This window comes from Devosia sp. P2_G7 (assembly GCF_056403495.1).
In genome coordinates, this window is sequence record NZ_JBFUFI010000011.1 from 1 (window position 1) to 21,625 (window position 21,625).

15 protein-coding genes are annotated in these 21,625 nt (G+C 65.1%); 6 read left to right on the forward strand and 9 right to left on the reverse strand.

Annotated elements, in window-relative coordinates; translation table 11 throughout:
• Positions 1–609 precede the first annotated feature (609 nt).
• Together smpB and dapA are read right to left on the reverse strand one after the other, a co-directional pair.
• Positions 610–1,074, reverse strand: coding sequence for an SsrA-binding protein SmpB (smpB, locus tag AC1DWU_RS17120; protein ID WP_477151375.1), 465 nt, complete (start codon positions 1,072–1,074; stop codon positions 610–612).
• Between the two features lie 33 nt (positions 1,075–1,107).
• A complete protein-coding gene (gene dapA, locus AC1DWU_RS17125) occupies positions 1,108–1,989 on the reverse strand; it encodes a 4-hydroxy-tetrahydrodipicolinate synthase (protein ID WP_477151214.1) in 882 nt (293 codons plus the stop codon).
• A gap of 299 nt (positions 1,990–2,288) precedes the next feature.
• Here dapA and AC1DWU_RS17130 point away from each other — a divergent pair, with 299 nt between their 5' ends.
• On the forward strand, positions 2,289–4,394 hold the full coding sequence (locus AC1DWU_RS17130) for a lytic transglycosylase domain-containing protein (protein ID WP_477151215.1): 2,106 nt from the start codon (positions 2,289–2,291) through the stop codon (positions 4,392–4,394).
• 14 nt (positions 4,395–4,408) lie between these two features.
• Entirely contained in the window at positions 4,409–5,410 is a 1,002-nt protein-coding gene (locus AC1DWU_RS17135; protein ID WP_477151216.1) for an alpha/beta fold hydrolase, read from the forward strand.
• A 2-nt stretch (positions 5,411–5,412) separates the two neighbouring features.
• Here the strand turns inward: AC1DWU_RS17135 and AC1DWU_RS17140 are convergent, their stop codons facing one another.
• From AC1DWU_RS17140 to AC1DWU_RS17155, 4 genes are all read right to left on the reverse strand, one after another.
• Entirely contained in the window at positions 5,413–6,702 is a 1,290-nt protein-coding gene (locus AC1DWU_RS17140) for a hypothetical protein (RefSeq protein ID WP_477151217.1), read from the reverse strand.
• A 129-nt stretch (positions 6,703–6,831) separates the two neighbouring features.
• Positions 6,832–10,197 carry an OmpA family protein gene (locus tag AC1DWU_RS17145; RefSeq protein WP_477151218.1) on the reverse strand — a complete coding sequence of 1,122 codons (3,366 nt, stop codon included), beginning with the start codon at positions 10,195–10,197 and terminating at the stop codon, positions 6,832–6,834.
• Between the two features lie 224 nt (positions 10,198–10,421).
• Entirely contained in the window at positions 10,422–11,777 is a 1,356-nt protein-coding gene (locus AC1DWU_RS17150) for a porin family protein (protein WP_477151219.1), read from the reverse strand.
• 284 nt (positions 11,778–12,061) lie between these two features.
• The gene (locus AC1DWU_RS17155; protein ID WP_477151220.1) at positions 12,062–13,762 is read right to left on the reverse strand and encodes a tetratricopeptide repeat-containing sulfotransferase family protein; all 1,701 of its coding nucleotides are present in this window, start codon (positions 13,760–13,762) and stop codon (positions 12,062–12,064) included.
• A 140-nt stretch (positions 13,763–13,902) separates the two neighbouring features.
• Between AC1DWU_RS17155 and AC1DWU_RS17160 the strand changes: the two genes are divergently transcribed.
• Complete coding sequence (locus AC1DWU_RS17160) at positions 13,903–14,646, forward strand: SDR family oxidoreductase (protein ID WP_477151221.1); 744 nt, start codon at positions 13,903–13,905, stop codon at positions 14,644–14,646.
• A gap of 256 nt (positions 14,647–14,902) precedes the next feature.
• Positions 14,903–15,646, forward strand: coding sequence for an outer membrane protein (locus AC1DWU_RS17165; RefSeq protein ID WP_477151222.1), 744 nt, complete (start codon positions 14,903–14,905; stop codon positions 15,644–15,646).
• A gap of 56 nt (positions 15,647–15,702) precedes the next feature.
• Here the strand turns inward: AC1DWU_RS17165 and nagA are convergent, their stop codons facing one another.
• From nagA to AC1DWU_RS17180, 3 genes are all read right to left on the reverse strand, one after another.
• A complete protein-coding gene (gene nagA / locus AC1DWU_RS17170) occupies positions 15,703–16,860 on the reverse strand; it encodes an N-acetylglucosamine-6-phosphate deacetylase (protein ID WP_477151223.1) in 1,158 nt (385 codons plus the stop codon).
• Positions 16,861–17,112: 252 nt separating this feature from the next.
• Positions 17,113–18,123: an SIS domain-containing protein gene (locus AC1DWU_RS17175; RefSeq protein WP_477151376.1), complete on the reverse strand. Its 1,011-nt coding sequence runs from the start codon at positions 18,121–18,123 to the stop codon at positions 17,113–17,115.
• A gap of 52 nt (positions 18,124–18,175) precedes the next feature.
• Positions 18,176–18,949, reverse strand: a complete 774-nt coding sequence (locus AC1DWU_RS17180; RefSeq protein ID WP_477151224.1) for a GntR family transcriptional regulator — start codon at positions 18,947–18,949, stop codon at positions 18,176–18,178.
• Positions 18,950–19,221: 272 nt separating this feature from the next.
• Between AC1DWU_RS17180 and AC1DWU_RS17185 the strand changes: the two genes are divergently transcribed.
• Positions 19,222–20,481, forward strand: a complete 1,260-nt coding sequence (locus AC1DWU_RS17185) for an alkaline ceramidase (RefSeq protein WP_477151225.1) — start codon at positions 19,222–19,224, stop codon at positions 20,479–20,481.
• A 94-nt stretch (positions 20,482–20,575) separates the two neighbouring features.
• Entirely contained in the window at positions 20,576–21,625 is a 1,050-nt protein-coding gene (locus AC1DWU_RS17190; protein WP_477151226.1) for a Gfo/Idh/MocA family protein, read from the forward strand.

Sequence of the window (21,625 nt, forward strand, 5' to 3'; positions counted from 1 at the left end):
GACCGGGTGGGCTGCGGGTCGCTGCAGTTCAGGCGGAAACCATCACGGCAAGGACCGGTTCGCCGGTCAAGCCGCTATCACGCGAGGGTTGCTCGATGCGGAGTGGCCCAAGGGACGAAGCCTGGCACGCATGAGCCGGGCGGGAGCAAGGAAGGGGGTGCAGGTGATCCGGCCGCCGACTGAGCTGCCATCGTTCCCGCGATGCGGCAGGGGATGCGCCCCGGCACTGGTGGCATAGGCCCAAAATCCCGGCCGGCCGGCGAGGCGTGAGCCTCATTCATTTGCGGACTACCGCTACGGGGCAAACGCCTCGCCGGTCCCGCTTCGTCTTCCTCGATCACGGGGAAGAGCTCTTTGAAACCTCCGAAGCCCTTGGGGCTGTCGGATGCATCAGTGTGCCTCAGTCACTCCACCGCACCAGCCGTCATCTCGGCAAAAGCCGGGACCCACTGCTCAGACGGCTGTGTTGGTACGGGCCGCGCCGGTCTTTCGCGGCGAGGTGGCAAGGTCGGCGAGTTCCGAGCAATTGGAACGTGCTGTAACTGGGTCCCGGCTTTCGCCGGGATGACGGCCGGTGAGGGTGGAGCTTATGCAAGCGCCCGCAGTCTTCTACCCGCGCCCGCCCTCTTTCATGATGCGCGACTTATCGCGGTTCCAATCCCGATTGCGCTCGGTCTCGCGCTTGTCGAAGCTCTTCTTGCCCTTGCCGACGCCGATCAGCAGCTTCGCCCGGCCCTGCTCGTTGAAATAGAGCTTCATCGGCACGATGGTGTTGCCCGCACGCTCGACGTCCTGGCTCAGTCGGGCCAGGTCCTTCTTCTTCACCAGCAGTTTCCGCGGCCGCTTCTCCTCATGGTTGAAGCGGTTGGCCTGCAGGTATTCCGGGATATGCGCGTTGATCAGCCACAACTCGCCGCGCTCCGGCGAGGCGTAGGCCTCGGTGATCTGGGCCTTGCCGATGCGCAGCGACTTCACCTCGGTGCCGGTCAGGACGATACCGGCCTCGAGCGTGTCGGTGATCTCATAGTCATACCGGGCCCTGCGGTTCTCCGCGATCGGGCCGGTGACGATCATCGCCGGTTTGTTGGGTGTCTTTGCCATAGGGAGTTAGTTGGGGAGCAACCCCGCATGCGACAAGGCGAGATCGATCGCCTTCTCGTTGTCCCTCGACACCGGCACCACTGGCAGGCGGAACTCGTTCTGGCAGAGCCCGAGCTTGAAGGCCGCGTACTTCACGCCGCCGGGATTGTTCTCGAGGAACAGCGCGCGGTGCAGCGGCACCAGCTTGTCCTGGAGCGCCAGCGCCTCGGCGAAGTTGCCCTGCTGGCAGGCATTCTGGAACAACGCGCTGAGCCGCGGCGCGACGTTCGACGTCACCGAAATGCAGCCGTGCCCGCCATGCGCGTTAAAGCCGAGCGCCGTCATGTCCTCGCCCGAGAGCAGGATGAAATCGGCGCCGAGCCGCATTCGCTGCATGCTGGCGCGTTCCATGTTCGCCGTGGCGTCCTTCACCCCGATGATGTTGGGATGAGCTTCGCGCAGGCGGACGATGGTGTCGACGCTCAGGTCGACCACGGTCCGGCCGGGGACGGAGTAGAGAACGATCGGCAGCGAGGTCGCCGAAGCCACGGCGGAGAAGTGCTGGAACATCCCCTCCTGGGTCGGCTTGTTGTAGTACGGCACGACCGAGAGCACCGCATCGGCGCCGACTTCCTCGGCAAAGCGGGCGAGCGACACTGCCTCCGCCGTCGAGTTCGAGCCCGCGCCGGCGATCACCGGAACGCGCTTGGCCGTCACTTCGACGCAGATTTCGATGACCCGGCGGTGCTCCTCGTGACTCACGGTCGGGCTCTCGCCGGTGGTGCCGACCGGCACAAGGCCGTGCGAACCCTCGTTGATTTGCCAGTCGACGAAATGGCTGAAGGCTTTCTCGTCCAGCGCCCCGTTCGCGAACGGAGTGATGAGCGCTGTGATCGAGCCTCGCAACATTTCAGGCAATTCCTCGTCGGTATGGGCGCCGCCCCTGGCGGTCGCGGCTGTGATGAACGGCCAATCGACTACATCGCTGGCCAGAATGTGGCCACATCCCGATCATCGGGGAGCCACAGTCGCGCACCATAGTTTTTCTCGTGCGGCGCGACAAGCAAGCTGTCGACAGAGGGCGCGACGCACACCCACAAGGACCGAGTGGCTAACCAAAAGTTCACGGGCACCGTGCGAACCTATGGCTGCTGCAAGGGTGGGGGCACCTTGTTGGACGTGTACCGAGGACCAACAGGACGGTTACCATGGTCGTTGCGCGGGGCGCTCGTCGCCTAGCCGCCGCAGGTATTCTCGCCGTAGGCGTGATCGGCGCTGCATTGCTGCCGATCCTGTTGTCACGCGCCAACGACAAGCCCACTGCCGACATCGTCGTGCCGGTTGCGCGCCATGCCCTGCAGCCCGCCGTTGAAGCGTCGCTGCTCGACCCCGTCACCACCGGCTCGATCGAAGCCAAGGTGCCCGCCGCCACCACCGACAGCTCGACCCCGTTCAAGCAGGCCCTCGAACTCCTCGCCGACGGCAAGCATGCCGACGCCTATGAGCTCGCCCGCAGCTTCACCAACACGGCCGAGCGTCACGCCATCCAGTGGGCCGCGATCTATAACGGCGAAGGCGATGTTCCCGCCGCCGCAGTTCAGAGCTTCATTGCCGACGCACCGGATTTCGCCACCGCCCCCGTGTTCAAGACCCGTCTCGAGCAGGCGCTGATCAGGGAAAAGGCCGACAACGCGACGCTAATCAAGCAGCTCGGCGGCGCCATGCCCACCACGCTGTCCGCGCAGATCGCTCTTGCCCAGGCCTATGTCGCCGATGGCCAGAAGGACCGCGCGGCGCGCATCGCCCGCGCCATCTGGACCGAGAACTTCCTCGACAAGGCCACCGAGGCCCGGGTGCTCGACAAGCTCGGCAGCCTCATCGATCGCGATGCGCACTGGGCCCGTGCCGTCCACCTGATGATGCACGACCGCGCCACCGGCGTCGAACGCCTGCTCAAGTTCATGACCCCGGCGCAGAAGTCGCTGGCCCTCGCCCGCAACGCCGTTTCCCGCAACGCCAAGACCGCCAAGAAGCTGCTCGACGCGGTCGATCCGTCGATGCACTCGAACCCGGTCTACCTGTTCAGCCGCGCCCAGCGCGCCCGGCAATTCGAACTGTGGGACGACGCCATCAAGTGGCTCGACAAGGCCAAGGGCGTCCCACCCGATTCCGAGGAATTCTGGTACGAACGCCGCACCCTGAGCCGCCAGCTGCTGGCGCTGGGCGAAGTGAAGCGGGCCTATCGCGCCGCCGACGGATATCGCGAAGGTCCGGACGGCCGGCTGGTGGAAGCGCATTTCCATGCCGGCTGGATCGCCCTGTCGTTCCTCCGCGACGCCAAGGCCGCCGCCCCGCACTTCGCGGCGATGGCCGAAAATGCCACCCTGCCCGACTCCGTCACCCAGGCCAACTACTGGCTGGGCCGTGCCCTGACGGCGCTCGGCGACGACAAAGGCGCCAAGGCCGCCTACGGCAGAGCCGCCGCCTACGGCACCATCTACTACGGCCAGCTGGCCCGCTCCGCGCTCGGCCTCAAGCCCGTCGAGATCCGCGACATGCCAGCCTGGAAGGAAGCCGAGGCCGGCTTCGAGAGCCGCGAGCTGGTGCGCGCGGTCCGCCTCCTTGCCGATAACGGCCACAAGGACATGGCGATCCCGCTGCTCGACAGCTTTGCCCCCGGTCTCGAGGACGGCGCCAGCATGCTGCTCGCCGCCCGCCTGGCGCAGGCACTCGGCTCGCATCACGTGGCCATCGCCATCGCGGACGCTGCCGAACGCCGCGGCACGCCGCTGGATCTGTTCAACTTCCCCAAGGACGGCTTGCCCAGCACCAAGCTCGCCTCGATGGACCATGCCGCCATCTACGCGATCACCCGCCAGGAAAGCCGCTTCCAGGTCGACGCCATATCGTCAGCTGGCGCCCGCGGCCTCATGCAGCTGATGCCCGCTACCGCCAAGGAAACCGCAGGCAAGCTGGGGGTCAAATACTCAGCGAGCCGCCTCACCAGCGACGGCGAATACAATGCCCTGCTCGGCTCGACCTATCTCAAGGCGCAGCTCGAGCGCTTCGACGGCTCGCTCCTCCTCGCCGCGGCCGCCTACAACGCCGGCGCCGGCAATGCCCGCAAGTGGATCGCCACCTTCGGCGACCCGCGCTCGGATGCCATCGACCCGGTAGTCTGGGTGGAACTGATCCCGGTGCAGGAAACCCGCAAATACGTGCAGCGGGTGCTCGGCAACTACCTGGTCTACCGCGCCCGATTGGGCAAGGACGACCTCGGCATCGATAGCGCGCTCCGGAAGATCCCGGGCTAGCCACACAGCAAGACGTGGAAGAGCTCACAGCCCTGCTTGGGGTGCCTCGAAAGTCTGCTATCTCTCTGTCGATGATGTTCTCCAGCCCGCGCACCACGCCCGAAGACTACCTCAGCTTCGCCACCCTGCCGGTGACACGCTACGCGGTCGGGCCGGCCGATGAGCTGATGGCGGTGCACGTCTCGGGTCGCCTCGCGACGGGACGCATCCCGCTGGTCTGCGTGCCCGGCTACCAGCGCAACATGACGGACTTCAGCGATTTCGCGAACCATTTCCACCGCGTATTCGGCGACGACTGGCCGGTGGTCTTGGTCGACCTCAAGGGGCGCGGCCGCTCCAGCGATCGCACGGACAAGTCGCGTTACATCTCGACCGTCGATGCGCTCGATCTGATCCAGGTCATGGCTGCCCTCGCCGTCGACGGAGGCATCTTTGTCGGCCAGGGCTATGGCGGCCAGGTGGTGATGGCGCTCGCTGCGGAGCGCCCCAACCTGGTCGCAGGCGCCGTGCTGATCGACGCCGGCCCGGTCTCCGATCCGCGCGGCCTGGTTCGACTGCGCAACAACCTCAAGGATTTGCAGGGCAACCGCTCCGAGGCGGGTTTCCGCGCCATGTCCCGCCGAATGCTGGCGCCAGACTACCCGGCCGCTACGGAAGGGCTGCTGGATGTGCTGGCGGCTCGGACCCACTATCTCGACAAGCGCAACCGGGTCCACGCGCTCTTCGATCCGCACCTGATGGGCCTGCTCGAGGCGTTCGAGCACGACGATATCCTCGTGCCGCAGTGGAAGCTCTACGATGCCCTGGGAAGTGCGCCGCTGATGCTGATGCGCACGCAGCTGACGGAGCAGGTACGGCGTGAGACGTTCGAAGAAATGCTGCGCCGCCGCCGTGATGCCGCGGGCTATGTGATTGAGGGGTCGGGGTCCCCTGCCCTGCTCAACACGCCCGAGGATGTCGGGCCGATCGCCGAATTCGTGCGCCGGCTGGTCAAGCGGCGAGCGAAGGCGCCTTGATCCTACCGCCCCGCGGCCTTCTTTGAGGTGGCCGCGGCCGCAGCAAGCTCCCGTGACTGCTCGCGCCAGTGCTCGCGGCCTATCCGCCCGGCAATGCCAAGATGCACCTCGATCCAGCCGGCGTTCTCATCGGTCAACTCCGCCACCTGATCGAAGTGGTACAGCCCCAGCCGATTCAGCGCCGTCTCGATGATCGGCAGGATACCGATGACATGAGTCAAATCGTCCTTCACGCCGTGTCGGGGAGCGGCGAGGCCGATTGGCTTGCCCGGCATCTCTTCCGGCTCGGATATGATCGTCGCGCTTACCGCCAGAGTGGCTGCGTCAACGGCAACGCCGGATGCAGCAACCGCTTCATCGCCGGACGTTTCCGGAAGCGCGGCTTTGCGTGCCCTGCCGGCGGTGCTCCGACGTGGCGACCAGTTGCCCTCGATAGCCCGCATAGCCGCCGCCTCATCATCCTCCGCAGCGGCATCCGGCGCGGCAGGCTCAGGGACTGGTTGTTCAACGGAAATGGGCGCAGCAGCCACCAGCTCGGGCTCGGACGGCTCGGCGGCAATCGGCGCAACAATCGTAGGCGCTGGCTCCGCCGTAGTCTCCGGGATCGCGGCGACGACGGCCTGTGCTTGCGTGCCCGGAATCTCAGGGACATCGGTAAGATCTTGGGCGACCACCACCTCCGGTTCCGCGACGGCATGGACCTGCTCGACCGGAGCTTCGACTTGAGGCTCCGGCTCCGCAGCCACCGAAGCGGACGGCTCTTCTGCCTTCTCGCCGACCTGCTTCTCAACCGGGAACGGGATCACGTCCGCCCCGGCACCGCTGGCTGTCTCCGTGCGCGCAGGCTCAGCCGCCACGTGCGGATGCGCAATCAGACGTCCGGACGTCGTGGCGCCAGCGGCACGCGCCGGCGCCATCTCTGCTACCGGCTTGGCAGCCTCGGTGCCGGGCAACGGTGCGAGGGTCGGCATCCTGATCGCCCGCAGAGGGGCCGCGCTACCGGGTTTGTCTCCGGCCAAGGCCAGCAACGCCTCGGTGAAATCGACCGCCGGGGTGTCAGCTGGTGCGGCCGGGGCTGCTGGCTTCGACATCGGCTCGATCACGGGAGTAGCGACCAGTGCGGGTGCCGCCGCCTCGACGGGGGCGACGCCCACCACCGGCGATGGCACTGTCACCTTGGGGTGGGTCAGCCGCAGAACAGCCAATCGCGCAACGGAGCCGATGCTGGCGCCGAGCAGGAAGGCGACCAGCAGAAGCAACGCGATTTCAAGGATGTGGGCCGGATTCAGCATGCAGCTCAGCCCTTCCGTCCGCCGACAGACAGCCAGCCGGTACCCAGGCCGATCGCCCCCGCCCCGAGGACGAACGGCCAATACACTTCGAGCAGATAGATCAGCGAATCGAGGGTCATCGTGCGGTCGTTACTCGTCAGCGAGAGTGAAGGCGATGCGGCGGTTGGCCTGCTTGCCGGCGCGCGTCTCATTGCTGGCAATCGGCAGGCTCTCGCCATAGCCGATGGCATACAAGCGCTCGGGGCCAATACCGCGCAGGATCAGCGCATCGACCACTGCCTCGGCGCGCGAGACGGAGAGCGCCAGGTTCGCCTCGTCATCGCCGTCGGCGTCAGTGTGTCCTTCGACGTTCACGGTCGCCTTCGGGCAGATGGCCAGATAGCCCGCCAGCTCATCGACAGCCGGCAGCGATTGATCGGCGATCCGGGCGCTGCCCGACTGGAACAGGATGGCGTTGCGAGCGGCAAACGCTCCGACCTTTTCCTGGCAGACGGCGAGCGCCGGTAGCAGCGTCACGTTGGTCTCCCACTGGTCCAGCGTCGGCACGGCAGCCAGGGCACTGAGAGCAGCCTGCCGGTCCGCTTCGGTCTCGGCGCGTCCTGCGAACACCCACTTATCACCGTCCAGCCCGAACTCGCCGTCTGCGAGCAGCGCCAGTGCGCGGCTGCCGGCATCGGCGCTGCCGACGAAATCGGCGGGCAAGCCGCTACCGATAGTGAGAGCCTCAGACGGCTCCCCACCGGTGATCACCGCAAGGTGCCGGCGCATCGGCTCGGCCGGCACGGATCCGGTGAAGGTGATCGGCCCGCCGAGCGGCTTCTTGGCGTCGAATACGAAGTTGCGAACCGTCGGCGCAACCTCGGGCGTGGCCGGAACTGGCTCGGCTGCGGCGACGTCGGTCTCCGCCGGCGCCGCTTCGGGCTCCGGCTCTGCTGCGGGCGCTTGCTCAGCGGGAGCCGCTGCAATTTCGGCCTCGGGCACCGGCTCTACCGCGACCTCGGGTTCCGCGGACTGCTCGGCCTCAGCAGGCGTCTCAGCGACCGCAGGCACCGGCTCGGCCACGGCGGGCTCGGGCTCGGGCAAAGCGGGCTGGGTCGGCTCGGCAAACGCCTGCTTCCATCCGGCACCACCGTTCGAGGTCGTCGCCAGGGCAGCCTTGGCAGCTTCAAGGGCAGCAGTCGTCACCGGCTGGCCCGAAATCGACCACGTGCTCCCGTCGTATTTGACCTCGCCGCTTTCGAGGCTCAGCAACGCGTCGAGCCCCGCCAATGCATCGGCGATGAACCCTTCCGGCTCGCCCGAACCGACCAGCGTGGTGTCCTTGCTGACCTTGCCCGCGCGCACCGTCGCGAAGCTGCGCAGCTGCTCGGTTGGCACATAGCCGGACAGGGTGAAGCTGCCGTCGGCTGCCTTGACCGCCGACCAGACAAACGGCGCGACAACGGGAGCCGCATCCGCGGCCTGGATAGCCACGTGCCAAGCCGAGATATCTGCTGCGCCACGGAGCGACTTCTCGACGCCGTGACGGTCGGCGGTGGTCGGCACTTTGCCGGTCAGCGACCAGTTGCCCGCAGAAAGCGCGAATGTGCCCTCGTCCATCGCCAGCAGGGCATCGAGCCCGCCTATCGCTGCGGGAATGAAACCTTCCGGCGCGCCGGCCCCAAGCGCCGTCCCATCGACGACGCTCGTGCCGGCATGGCCGGCGAGGTAGCGCTTCAGTTGTTCGGTCGGCACGAACCCTGCAAATGTGATGCTGCCGTTGGCCGACTTCTGGGCACGCCAGATGTAAGGATCCACAACCGGAAGCGCGGCAACATCCGCGGCCCCTGGCAGGTTGACGGTGTAGGTCCAGCCTGCGGCGCGCAGTCCGGTGTCGGCAAAGGCCGACTCAGCCGCGAAGGCCTTCTGCGGCGTATCCACTGCGCCGGTCAGGCTCCAGCTTGCCCCGTCGTAGCTGACCTTGCCGCTATCGAGCAGCGGCAGGACGCTGAGCGCCTTGATCGCCGCCGCCTCGAAATCGGCGGGGTTGCCGTCGGCGATGATCGTCGCATCTTTCGCCGCGGGCAATTTGCCGAGCAGCACCTTGCGAACAGCCGTGCTCGGGACATAACCCGTCAAGGACAGCTGGCCATCGGCCGATTTCTCGGCAGCGAACGTGAAGGGCGTTGCGAGCGGCGGCTTGACGGTCGCGGTGGCCAGGATCAGGCCTTGCGGCGCTCCGAGCTCGAGCGTGGTTTCGATCGCCGTGAAATCCGCCACGGTCGCAGCCCGGCCTTCGAGCGTGATGATCGTACCCTGGATCGCGGCATGACCCTCGCTCATTTGCCGAAGCGCATTGATGACGAAATCGACGCCGGACTCGAACCGCTCGGGTGCTCCCCGTCCGAACTCGAGGCCAGCCGCATCGATGCCGTCCAGCGCCTCGAGCCGGTCCCGCATGGCGGCGTCCGGGACAAACCCATCCAGCACGATGCCATCGGCACCGCGCTCGGCGCTGAGCCAATACTCCCCGACATGCGGCGGCCCCAGGTTGACCGTGGCGCCCGAGGGGGTCATGGCCACACGCACCGCCTCCGCCGTAGCGGGGTCCGCCGGGGAGCCCGACAGCGTTGACGTAGTATCGGAGATTGTGGCGCTACCACTCTCCAGCTTCAGCAGATTCTCCAACAGCACCTTCGCCGATGGCGCGAACTCGGCCGGCGCCCCGGAGGCCAGGACGAGGCTGGTTGAGACGCCCGTGCCCGACGGAACAAGCGCTTCGAGCTCCGCAACGAGCTGCTCGCTGGGTGTGGCACCCGACAGGGTGACCCGCCGCCCGTCATATTCCGCGCGCCACTCGAATGGCGACTGCAGTGCCGGCTGTACATCGCGGAACGACACGTTCACGGCGGGCGGCGCCGCCTTCGCGCCAACTTTCATGAGCGCGTCGTAGGCTTCGGCAGACTTCGCACGTCCAGTAATCGTAAGATCGAGGTCGGCCAGTGCCACCTCGCCTTCGTCGAGCTGCGTGGCATAGCCCAGTGCGTAGTCGACCGCGGCGATCCAACTCGCACGATTGGGCGCTCCCGACATCAGCCGGGTCTTGTCGCGAGCACCCTCTCCCGCTGCGGCCAGGAGTTCGGTGCGCGCCTCTTCGTCGGGCAGACCGCCGGACAGGGTAATCGTGCCGCCTTCTACCGTGGCGATGAAGGGAAATGGGCTAACATACTCAGCCAACACGACATTCGATGTGACCGCTCGGACGCCATGCACAGCCGCGACCCTCGCAACCACCTCATCTATCATAGCCTGGGTGGTCGCTGTGCCGGTGACCGTCGCATCGCGCATGTCGAAACTGAGCTTGGCCCAGTCGTATTCGGGTGCGGCGATGACGGCTGCAGCGCGTGTGGCGAGATCCGGCGGGATGGCGCTGCCGCTCGTCGCGATGGCGGCGACCGTGCCGCCGATCACCGTGACGAAAGCTGGAACACCCCAGCGCAGAAAGATGCCGCTCATGCCGCCCCCGGAAGAAGAATTGCGTCGGCGCCATGCCGACGATGAGCCATAGCGTCAATCAGTGAATCGGAGAAGTGCGACAACGCCACTGACGATTTCAGAATGCTCAGATGAACGGATAATTGAGGCCAGATGAACGGGGGCTGACCACATTGTGAACGTCTCAAAAAGCAGAAAGGCCCGGCTGACGCCGGGCCTTTCCATTCCGATTTGGGCCGTAAGGCTTACTCGAAGGTCTTCTTGAACTCGGACTCGATCTTGTAGCCCTCTTCCGAAGTGACCGTGCCCTTGATCGAGGAGGTGTAACCACCACCCGGAGCCCAAGCCAGCTTGGCCGAACCGTAGAACAGGTCCTCAACTGCACCTTCGTCGTCGTTGACGTAGCCAACTTCGCCGGTGACGGTGATCGTCTCGGTGACAGCAGCCGCGACCGAAGCAGCGACCTGGTAGTTGTCGTCGTCACCGAAGTCTTCGTGGTACCAGCGAGCGCCGAGGTTCAGGGTCACGCCGTCGGTAACAGCGGCGCTAAGGGAGGCGCCAGCGCCGTAATCGGTGTACACGCCGTCGTCGACCGCCTCGAACGAGGCCGCGATCGTGAACATGTCGAACGTTGCCGAAGCCGAAGCCAGGACGTTCCAGTAGTCGCCGGTAGAGTCACCGACAGCGCCAGTGAACTGGTCATCGTGACCGTAGGCACCAGCAAGAACGACCTTGAACATGTCAAAGGTACCGGCGAAGCCAGCGTGGAGTCCCCAAGCTTCGACATCGCCATCGAGCACGCCGGCCGCCGCGAACGTGGCGTGAGCCGAGATGCCTTCACCAGCGTACGAGATCACGCCAACAGCGGTACCAGCTTCGTCGGTGGTGTTGTCCTCGTCGAGCTTCTCAAGACCAGCACCGATCGAGATGCCGTTACCAAGGTCGGAAACGACCTGGATAACGTGACCGCCATCAGGAAGATTGGTAGCGTCACCCCAGTTAACACCAGTGTCGACAGCTTCAGAGTTGAACAGGCCGAGCCAGTTCAGGGGCTCGTCGTCGCCCTTCTTCATGATCGAGCCCTTCTTGCCCGCCATGATGACAGTGGTGTCGCCAATGGAGACATAGGCTTCGTCCAGGATGACGGCGCCACCTGCAGTGTCGTCGTCACCGTTCGTGGTGGAGCCACCGTAGTAGCGAACGCCCTCGTCGTCGACGCGAGCGTCGTCAACTTCCTTGAGCTTCAGGACGGCCTTGGCCGGACCGAAGTCGGAGTCAGCGGTAGCAACGAACTTGATCCAAGCATCGAAGCGCGAGCGCCAATCATTGGCACCGTCGCCCGAGATGAAACCAACCGGACCCGGATCCAGGGTCTCTACGTCAACGAGGAAGTCGTTGTCGAAGTCACCCCAGGTGAACTTGTACTTCACTTCGCCGGTGATCTGCAGGCAGTTGGTGTCGGACGAGATCGTCAGACCCGACAGGCCCAGAGCGTCGCAAACGTCAAGCGACGTCAGAACGCCGAGATCGGCCGCGTAGGCACCGCCGGTCGAGAGACCCGCAACCGCCAAAGAACCCAGAAGAAGGCTCCTGATTTTCATTATTGACCTCCAAAGTCAGTCATTCGTTTTTGCCAGTTGCCCGGCGGTTTGTCGAAACGCGACCACACTCTTGTGTGTGTTGTCGTCGCGTTTGCGACCGACAAACGATCCCATGCATGGATTCGCATTACCCACTCTACGCAGGAGTTGGGGAGGCGCAATCGCAGAATGGCTGAATTGGGGCAGCGCCAAGGTGGTTGCAGATCGGCTGTTGCAGATTCAGCACAGGTTTGGAAACCAACCCTTAACTGTTGTGAACGACCCGTACGCTGACTCGGGCCGGTTTAGTCCCAAAGCTGCGGATGAACCCGACGCCAAGCAGCCAGGTGCTCGGTGCGATTGGCCGCGACGCGTTCGGGGGACCATTCTTGATACTGGGGTTCGGACTGCACGTTCGAGACGTTGGCGGCGTCGGGCTCAATGCCGCAGAAATCCAGCAGTCTTTTGGTGGCGCTCCAGTCGCCATCCCTAAGACCAGCCACGTCGACGTCGCAGATGGCTCCCGGGAAGCGTGAGTGCCACTCGCCCATCATTCGACGATAGGCAGAGAAGTACGCCGACAGATCGTCCAGATCGTTCGAGTACTCAAAGCCGGTCCCTGTGAGGTACTTCTCGAATATGGCAATGCAGTGCTCAGCCCGAGGCCTTACGCAGTGGACGATGCGGGCGTTTGGCAGGGCCATCCGAATGAAGCCAATGTGGTGATAGTTCGACGGCATCGTGTCGATCACTCGTTTGCCCGGGGGAGCAAGCCTTTCGGCCTCACGCATGTAGGCTCTTCCCATTTCGGCGAAGCGAGCGGGGGAAATCTCAGACAGCGGCAAGCCGTTGGCGTCGCGGACCAGTTGCCGTGCCAGTCTTCCCATGGTCGGAAGTTCGCCGGAGGCTGCGAGTGAGGGATGAACCGAGAGTATCCGCTCCAGAGTGCTCTTGCCGCCACGAGGCAAGCCTACGACGAAAATGGGGCCAGCGTCTCCCGAGCCCGCTATCCTTGGGTCATCGTCGACGTCTCGAAATCGATCTACATCCGCCCGCATGTAGCCAACCTCGTCAGCGAGCGAGAAGGGCACACGCTGCCTCTGCATCTTATTGGCTTCAACAAACGTCATGACGGAGCCTTGGTGGTCCCCGACATCAGCCAGCGCCTTGCCCAGCCCAAATCCGGCAAATATCCGATCGCTGACGGTCGCACTCTCCGACCTGAACAATTCCTCCATCGCGTCTATTGATCCATCGCGCTTGTGATGCCGCACCGTGGTGGATCGATAGAGGTGAGCCTCGCCGTAGGTGGGCCTTAAGGCAATAGCTTGATCAAAACCGGCGACGGCTTCGTCGAGCTTTGCCAATGCGTAGAGTGCACGCGAACGTTGGAGGTGAAGCTCAGCATCGTGAGGGAGAAGCACCAACGCTTGATCCAGCAATTCAAGCGCTTCAGCGGCTCGGCCTTGGTCGATCAGCATGAAAGCTAGGCGAACATATGCCTGCCCATAGCTGGGACGCAGCTCTAGTGCTGCACGATAGGCCGACTCCGCCTCTATTGGGTCCCCTGCCAGTCGCAAGGCATTCGCGAGATGGTAGCGAAAGACAGCTTCCCCAGGCTTCAGCGCAGCCGCTTGGCGGTAGGCGCTCACAGCATCATCAAAGCGGCCAAGCAGTCGATTTGTCATTCCGAGGTTTGAGTACGCCTCAGCAAACCGCGGATCGAGTGAGACGGACCGCTTCAGGACACCTAGCGCTTCCAAATTGCGCCCTGCGTTGGTCAGCGCGACTCCCATATTGGCCAGGTACTGTGGATCGGCGGGCCTCGCCTCCAGCGCGATGGCGATGTGTCTCACTGCTGCTTCGGCGTGACCCTGATGCAGTTGCACGAGGCCAAACAAGTGGTTAGCCGCCGGGTGATCCCGGTCGATTTGCATTGCTCGGGAATAGAATTCTGCAGCCTCGCTGCCACGGCCGGATTGATGCAGTTCCAGGCCGCGTCGCACCAACTCCTCGACGGTCCGAGCTTGCGCGCCTTTGGGCGGGGCTTGATTAGATGGTGGCATGGATCTCTGCCAATGGACTGCCTTGCCTATGCCGCAAGTCGTCGTCCATATGACGGCAAAACAGGGCGGGAAAGCGAAAAATGACAGACGGCAAGGTGGCGGTGGTGACCGGCGCGACCTCGGGGATTGGGCGCGCGACGGCGATCGGGTTGGGGAAAGCCGGGTATCGGGTGGCGATTCTGGGGCGGCGCGAGGTGGAGCTGGCCGAGACAGCGCGGCTCAGCGGCGCCCGGTATAGCGGCACTTGCGACGTCACTGACCCGGCGGCGGTGCACCGCTACTTCACTGATCTCAAAGCGAAATTGGGTCGCGTCGATGTGGTGTTCAACAATGCCGGGCGGTTTGCGCCGCAAGCCAGCTTTGGGGATACTGACATCGGGACCTGGCAGGGCATGGTGGATGTGAACCTCAACGGGGCGTTCTATGTGGCCCGGGAGGCGTTCCGGGCGATGCGGGACCAGACGCCGCAGGGCGGGCGGATCATCAATAACGGCTCGATCTCAGCCTATGTGCCGCGACCGGGGGCGGCGGCCTACAGCGCCACCAAGCATGCGATCACCGGGCTGACAAAGGCGATTTCGCTGGACGGACGGGCCTTTAGCATCGCTTGCGGGCAGATAGATATCGGCAATACGGCCACCGACATGACGGCCAGGATGACCACCGGATCGCTGCAGGCCAACGGCACGATGGAGCCGGAGCCGACGTTCGACGTGCAGCATGTGGTGGATGCGATTCTCTATATGGCCGGGCTGCCGCTCGAGGCGAATGTGCAGTTCATGACGGTGATGGCAACGACGATGCCTTACATAGGCCGCGGGTAAGCCACGCCGATGAACGGAAAGTGAACCGCCGTTGTGTGGATTGCATGTGCGGCGTGGACGGTCGCGCGCGGAAGCAATGTGGCTTTCACCGTCACGTGATAGGCGGATGCCTAGGTGATTGATTTCGGCGAGCCACTTGCTACGCACTATTGCGCTGTGTGGCAGTCACGCACCAGCCCGTGACAATTGATCCGTCGATATTGCTGTGTTTGTCGTGGTCGACGATATTGTCCTCAGCAATTTGAGGGGGACAACAATGAAAATTACTAGCGCACTACTGGTTGCCGTTTCGACGCTTGCCTTGGCGGGGGCCGCACACGCAGCCGACCTGGTCGTGATCGATGAGCCCGTGGCGGTAGCGCCGGCGGCGCACGACTGGAGCGGCGCCTATGTAGGCGGCTCGCTCGGCTTTGGCACCGGCACGGTCGACTGGACTGGAGACTTTTACGACGCCGGCACCGACGCCTTCCTTTTCGGTACTGACGGCAGCTTCGATATCAGCGGCTGGACCGTGGGCGTCCAAGCGGGCGCCAATGTTCAGCTCGATATGTTCGTCCTGGGCGTCGAAGGAGACATCTCGTGGGCAAACATTGCAGGCGAGGGCGCTGAAATTGACCCGCAGAACGCGCCCTTCGCGTCTGTCCCGAGTTCCCAGCTTGACTGGCTCGGCACGCTGCGTGGTCGCGCAGGCGTGGCGGTGGACCAGGTGCTGCTCTACGGCACCGCCGGTTTCGCGTTCGCGGGCGGCAGCATGGCGATTACCAATCTCGATGGCCCAGGCGACGACGTGAGCGCCGATATCACGGCGACGGGCTGGACGGCTGGTGTTGGCGCCGAAGTAGCGCTCGACGACAACATCTCGGTAAAGGCGGAGTATCTCTACTCGTCGCTCACCTCCGACGAGCAGCGGTTCGATATCCCGGCCGATACTCAGTACCTCCTGACGAACTCGGATATCGCTCTGCACACCTTCAAGGTCGGCCTGAACTTTTCGTTCTAGTGGCCGCCCAACCTGACTGCGAACCGGCTGTCCACTGGGCGGCCGGTTTCGTTTCGCTACGCGCCGAACACCTTCTCACCGGCGATCCAGGTGGAGCGGACTTTGAGGTCGTCGGTCAGCACAGCGAAGTCGCCGCGGGCGCCCTTGGTCAGATGGCCGCGGTCGGATTCGGCGTGGATGGCGCGGGCGGGGTAGAGGCTCGCCATGCGCAACGTCTCGTCGAGCGGGACGCCGATGGTCTGGTGGACGTAGCGGATGGCGTCGATCATCGCGAGGTCAGCGCCGGCGAGGGTGCCGTCGGCGAGGCGGAGGGCGCCGTCCTTGCGATAGACGGTGCGGCCGGTGAGCTCGAACTGGGTCCAGTCGGTGCCGGTGATCGACATGGCGTCGGAGACGAGGAAGATCTGGCCCGGGCCGCGCTTTGAACGGAGCGCGATGCCGATCGATGTCGGGTGGACGTGGATGCCGTCGGCGATGAGGCCGGCATCGAGCCCGGGCAGGTCGAGCACGGCGCCGACGACGCCCGGCTCGCGGTTGCCGATCTGGCTCTGGGCGTTGAACAGGTGCGTTGCCATCGACGCGCCGGCTTCGGCAGCGGCCGCGACCTGCACGTAGGAGGCGTCGGAATGGCCGACGCTGACGATGATGCCGGCTGCCGCGAGGCGGGAAATCTGCTCCGGACCAACGGTTTCGGCGGCGACGGTAATTAGGAGAGTCGGGAGCGCGCGCTTTGCGGCGAGCAGCCGCTGCAGGTCCGACTCGTCCATCGGGCGGATCAGGTTGGGATCGTGGGCGCCCTTGCGCGCCACCGACAGGTGCGGGCCCTCGAGGTGGAGGCCGAGGAAGCCGGGGATGTGCTGCTCGGTGGCGGCGGCGCCGGCGGCGATGACCGCCTCGTTCTTGGGCACGGTGTCGGTGATCAGCGTCGGCAGGCTGGCGGTGCAGCCGAACTGCGTCAGCGTCGCGCAGATGGTGCGGATGGCATCGAGCGTCGGCGTATCGTTGAGCAGCGCGCCGCCGGCGCCGTTGACCTGCAGGTCGAGAAAGCCCGGGACGAGCATGGCCCCATCGACGGGGACGCGGATGGCATCGGTGGGCGAGTCGGCGGCGATCAGGCCCTCGACCTTGCCGTCGGCGACAACCAGCGCCATGTGGTCGTGCCACTCGGCGCCGTCGAAGATGCGGGCTCCGGTGAAGGCTTGTTTGGTGGTCATTGGGCGATTCCTGCTCGGCAATTGACGATGGGCTGGTGCGGGAAGTGTACCCCCTCCCCTGTCCCCTCCCCGCAAGGGGGAGGGAGACGCTCTCATTCAGGCTCTGCCCGGTTTGGGCAGGAGTTGGGGCCTCGGTGGCTCCGCACCCCCTCTCTTGTGAAAACCAAGGACTTAGCTGCGCCAAGCCCAAGTTTTCACTTTCTCCCCCGCCAGTGGGGAGATGTGCTGTGGCGCGGCCTGCGCCAACCAACCCTAGATCGTCTCCGTCACCTTCTTCAGGTGCGGCGGGCGGTCGGGGTCGAAGCCGCGGCGACGGCTTAGGGCTTCGACGAAGCCGTAGAAGCTGACGATCAGGGCCAGGGCGTCGGTGATGGCGTGGCCGGACGCGGCGAACGGGAGGCGTTCGGCGTTGCGGGCGTTGATCGAGGTGATGAAGACGCGGGCGCCCTGCCCCGCCAGCCGCTCGGCGACCTCGGCGACAGACGCTTCGGCGGCGTCGCGGGCGGCGAGCGCCAGCACCGGGAAGTGGTGCTCGACGATGCGGGCCGGGCCGTGGATGACCTCGGCGGCGCTATATGCCTCGGCGTGGATGCCACAGGTTTCCTTGAACTTCAGCGCCGCCTCGTTGGCGATGGCGAGTGCCGGGCCGCGACCCAGGACATAGAGCGACTGGTGCTTGTCGAGAGCGCCAAGCAGCGGTGACCAATCGCAGTGGACGGCCTCTTCGAGTACCTCAGGAAGTGATTCCAGGGCCGCGAGCAGCGCCTTGTCTTCCAACCAGTTTCCGACGAGGCCGAGGCCGGCGACAACCGAGGCGACGAAGGTCTTGGTGGCGGCGACGGACTTCTCTTCACCCGAGCGGAGCGCGATGGTCTGGTCGGACGCCTGCGCCAGTGGCGAATCCGGCGTGTTGGTCAGCGCGAAGGTGAGCGCGCCATTCCTCTTGGCCGACTGAGTCATGCCGACGATGTCTGGGCTCTTGCCCGACTGGGAGATGGCGATGGCGGCTGTGCCCTTGAGCTTCAACTCGCGGCCGTAGATCGAGACGATCGAGGGACCGACGGAAGCGACCGGCACGCCGGCGAGCAACTCGATGGCGTACTTGAGGAACGACGAGGCGTGGTCGGAGGAACCGCGGGCGATGGTGACGATGGCCGTCGGGTCGGCGGCGCGGAGGGCCTTGCCGGCGGCGGCGAAATCGGCTTTGCCCTCGGAGAGCAGACGGGCGATGGCGGCCGGGGTCTCCTCCACTTCCTGGCGCATGTAGCTGGCGTTGGCGTCGGGTCTGGTCACGGTTCCACTCACGGCTTCGGGTTCACTTGCGGGGGGACTCCCCCACTCTCAATTCGGCGACGAAATCGTAGGTGTCGCCGCGATAGACCGAGCGTGTGAGTTCCACAACCTTGCCGGAGGGAAGGTAGGCGATACGCTCGATGTGGAGCGCGGCGGCGCCCACGGGGATTTCGAGGAGACGCGCGTCGGCTTCCTCGAGATTGGCGGCGCGGATGCGCTGGATGGCTCGGACCGGGCGGTTGCCGGTCTTGTCGAGATGAGAATAGAGCGACGAGCCGACCATGCCAGGATCGGGCAGCGTTTCCGACGAGAGGGCCGCCCGTTCGATTGCTAGCGGCATGTCGCCGGAGAGGCGGAGGCGCGCGACCCGGGCGACGCGCTCGCCGGGTGACAGGCCGAGGATCACGGTTTCGTCCGGCGATGGATCGTAAATGCCGCGATCGAGCCAGATGGCGCGGACGGCCATGCCGCGGCGCGCCATATCCTCGGTGAAGGAGGTGAGCTGGCTCAGCGACTGCTCGACACGGCTCTGCTGCGGAGCGACGAATGTGCCCGAGCCGTGGCGCTGGATCAGCACGCCGTCGCGCACCAGGTGCTGCACGGCCTTCCGCACGGTGACGCGGGAGACCTCGACCTTGGCGGCGAGATCGCGCTCGGATGGCAGCGCATCGCCGGGCTTGATGACGCCACGGGCGACGGCGTTCTCGATCCAACGCTTCAGCTGCAGGTAAAGCGGCCCGCCCTGCGGCAGGATGATGGTTTCGGCGCTGAAAATGGCGTTGCTGTTGCTGCTCAATTGCCTGTCCCGGACCAACCCAATGCTGATCGATCAGCGCCGAGCCCTTGGCGTCCCATAATCGTCGTATAATACCAATAAAAGACCATTTACCAAGCTGATTCTCGTAACCTCCGCAAGGTCAACCCCAAGAGCTGCAAGCTACTTCCCTGCCCACCTTGCCCAGCTGACTTCAACCCGTCGACTTTCGCAGGGTCTCGCTCGACAAGTGGTATGTTTTTGGCATTAATGGCGATCGCCAGACGATCCCACCACACGCAGGGCAGAAACAAATGACGGATATGCCCCAGTTGCTGGCCGGTGCAGCGATCGTCGACATCACGCCGCCTGCCGGGCTGATGATGTCGGGCTACGCCGCGCGGACAGAGCCGGCGACCGGCAGCCATGATCCGCTGACGGCGCGGGCCATCGCGGTCGGCGACACGGCCATCGTGGTAGTCGACGTGATCGGCCTGCACGAGGACAGCTGTGCGCGCATCCGGTCACGCTGCGTGCTGCCGGACGACCGGGTTTCGGTGATCGCTACGCATACCCATGGCGGGCCGGTGAGCATGGCTGGTCGCGGCGGGACGGACTTCGCGCGGCTGGAGGACGGCTGCGTTGAGGCGATCGACCGGGCCGTCGCGGCGCAGCGGCCCGCTGTCCTCTCGGCTGGGGTTGGGGACAATCCCGGGATTGCGTTCAACCGGCGGCACGAAGGCGGGGTGATCGATCCGGCGGTGCCGGTGCTGCGGATCGATGGGGTGGATGGGCGGCCAATCGCCATTCTCACCTCGCATGCGTGCCACCCAGTGGTGCTGGCCGCATACAACCGGCAGTACACGGCCGACTTTCCACACTATGTGCGCGAGGCGCTGGAGGTGGCCGAGCCGGGTATCGTAGCGGTGTTCATGACCGGGTGTGCAGGTGATATCAGCACCGGGCATTCGCCGCATTCTTCGATCAGCACAACGCCGACGCCGGACCGTACCTATGCCGAAGCAGAGCGGCTAGGCCGGCGGATCGCCGAGAGTGCCGCGGCGGCGAAGCTCATGCGGCTGGACGGGCCGGTTCACGCGGCGAGCGGGACGGTGAGCCTCGATCTTGTGCGCAACGAGACGGCGCCCCTCCCGCAGCTGGCGGCGGAATGGCGGGCCAAGGCGAGGGAATCGGACCCCGCCTGGGCGACGCTCTACGACTGCTGGGCCGACTGGGCGCAGACGATTGCGTTGGAGCCTGCCTCGCCGTGGAGCGGGCGGGTGACGGTGCTGGACTGGGCTGGTGTACGGCTCAGCTTCATGCCGGGCGAGATGTTCGCGCAATCGGCGCTGAACGTGCGCGGGGACGGCAAGCGCGTGCATTTCGTCAACAGCTTTGCCGATGGGGTGCCTGGGTATATTCCGCCGGCGGCCGAGTATCCGTTCGGGGGATACGAGGTGCTGGAGGCGCACCGGTATTATGGGATGCCGGCGGCCTTTGCGGCTGGATCGGCGGAGCGGATCGAGGGCTTGGCGGTGGAGTTGAATGTCGGGCTGGATGGCGTGAGATCGTGAGTCTGGCCGCCCCCTCCACCATGCTTCGCATGGTCCCTCTCCCCCGCCACGCGGGGGAGGATCGCCGAGATAGCTGTGTTTGGAGCCAAGAAGAATGACTGTGCGTGTTCTCGTCGCCGGCTTGGGCAACATGGGGCGCAGTCATGCGCTGGCTTATCATCGGCATCCGGGGTTCGAGATTGTCGGGCTGGTGAACCGGCGGGCGCCGAAGCTCGAGTCGGAGCTGGCGGGTTACGCAGTTCGGCCGGACTTTGACGGAGCGCTGCGGGAGCTGAAGCCGGACCTGGTTTCGGTCAATACCTATACCGACACGCATGCCGACTACGCGGTGATGGCGCTGGAACAAGGCGCGCACGTGTTCGTAGAAAAGCCGCTGGCGATGACAGTGGCGGATGCCGAGCGGGTGGTTGCGGCCGCGCAGGCCAATGGGCGGAAGCTCGTGGTGGGCTATATCCTGCGGCATCACCCGAGCTGGATCCGCTTCATCGAGGAAGCGCGGAAGCTCGGCGGTCCCTATGCGTTCCGGCTGAACCTCAACCAGCAATCGAGCGGGGAGAACTGGCGGACGCACAAGACGCTGATGGAGACGACATCGCCGATCGTCGATTGCGGCGTGCACTATGTGGACGTGATGTGCCAGATCACCGATGCGCGGCCGGTCGAGGTGCGCGGCATGGGGGTGCGGCTGTCGGACGAGATTGCGCCGGACATGTACAACTATGGGGCGCTGCAGGTGCTGTTCGAGGATGGCTCGCGTGGCTGGTACGAGGCGGCTTGGGGACCGATGGTCTCGGAGACGGCGTTCTTCATCAAGGACGTGATGACCCCGAATGGCGCGGTGTCGATCGTCATGGAGCCGGGCGCGAAATCGGACGATCTCGATACGCATACCCGGACCGACCAGATCCGCGTGCACCGGGCGGAGCTGGGCGCCGATGGGGCATTTGCGCGGGCCGACGAGTACATCTCGATGCAGGGCGAGCCGCATCACGATGCGCTCTGCGCGCGGGAGCAGGATTATGTGTATCGTGCGATTGTCGAGAATATCGACCTCAGCCGGCACATGAACGATGCCGTGCAGTCGCTCCGGATTTGCATCGCGGCGGACGAAAGCATCCGGACGGGGCTCGCGGTAAAGCTGTAG

What these genes read in the sequence shown, in the direction of transcription:
- AC1DWU_RS17150 (WP_477151219.1), bottom strand. Translation starts at nt 11,777, where the DNA reads ATGAAAATCAGGAGCCTTCTTCTGGGTTCTTTGGCGGTTGCGGGTCTC.
- AC1DWU_RS17185 (WP_477151225.1), top strand. Translation starts at nt 19,222, where the DNA reads ATGACGGATATGCCCCAGTTGCTGGCCGGTGCAGCGATCGTCGACATC.
- smpB (WP_477151375.1), bottom strand. Translation starts at nt 1,074, where the DNA reads ATGATCGTCACCGGCCCGATCGCGGAGAACCGCAGGGCCCGGTATGAC.
- nagA (WP_477151223.1), bottom strand. Translation starts at nt 16,860, where the DNA reads ATGACCACCAAACAAGCCTTCACCGGAGCCCGCATCTTCGACGGCGCC.
- AC1DWU_RS17160 (WP_477151221.1), top strand. Translation starts at nt 13,903, where the DNA reads ATGACAGACGGCAAGGTGGCGGTGGTGACCGGCGCGACCTCGGGGATT.
- AC1DWU_RS17165 (WP_477151222.1), top strand. Translation starts at nt 14,903, where the DNA reads ATGAAAATTACTAGCGCACTACTGGTTGCCGTTTCGACGCTTGCCTTG.
- AC1DWU_RS17190 (WP_477151226.1), top strand. Translation starts at nt 20,576, where the DNA reads ATGACTGTGCGTGTTCTCGTCGCCGGCTTGGGCAACATGGGGCGCAGT.
- AC1DWU_RS17175 (WP_477151376.1), bottom strand. Translation starts at nt 18,123, where the DNA reads ATGCGCCAGGAAGTGGAGGAGACCCCGGCCGCCATCGCCCGTCTGCTC.
- dapA (WP_477151214.1), bottom strand. Translation starts at nt 1,989, where the DNA reads ATGTTGCGAGGCTCGATCACAGCGCTCATCACTCCGTTCGCGAACGGG.
- AC1DWU_RS17140 (WP_477151217.1), bottom strand. Translation starts at nt 6,702, where the DNA reads ATGCTGAATCCGGCCCACATCCTTGAAATCGCGTTGCTTCTGCTGGTC.
- AC1DWU_RS17145 (WP_477151218.1), bottom strand. Translation starts at nt 10,197, where the DNA reads ATGAGCGGCATCTTTCTGCGCTGGGGTGTTCCAGCTTTCGTCACGGTG.
- AC1DWU_RS17130 (WP_477151215.1), top strand. Translation starts at nt 2,289, where the DNA reads ATGGTCGTTGCGCGGGGCGCTCGTCGCCTAGCCGCCGCAGGTATTCTC.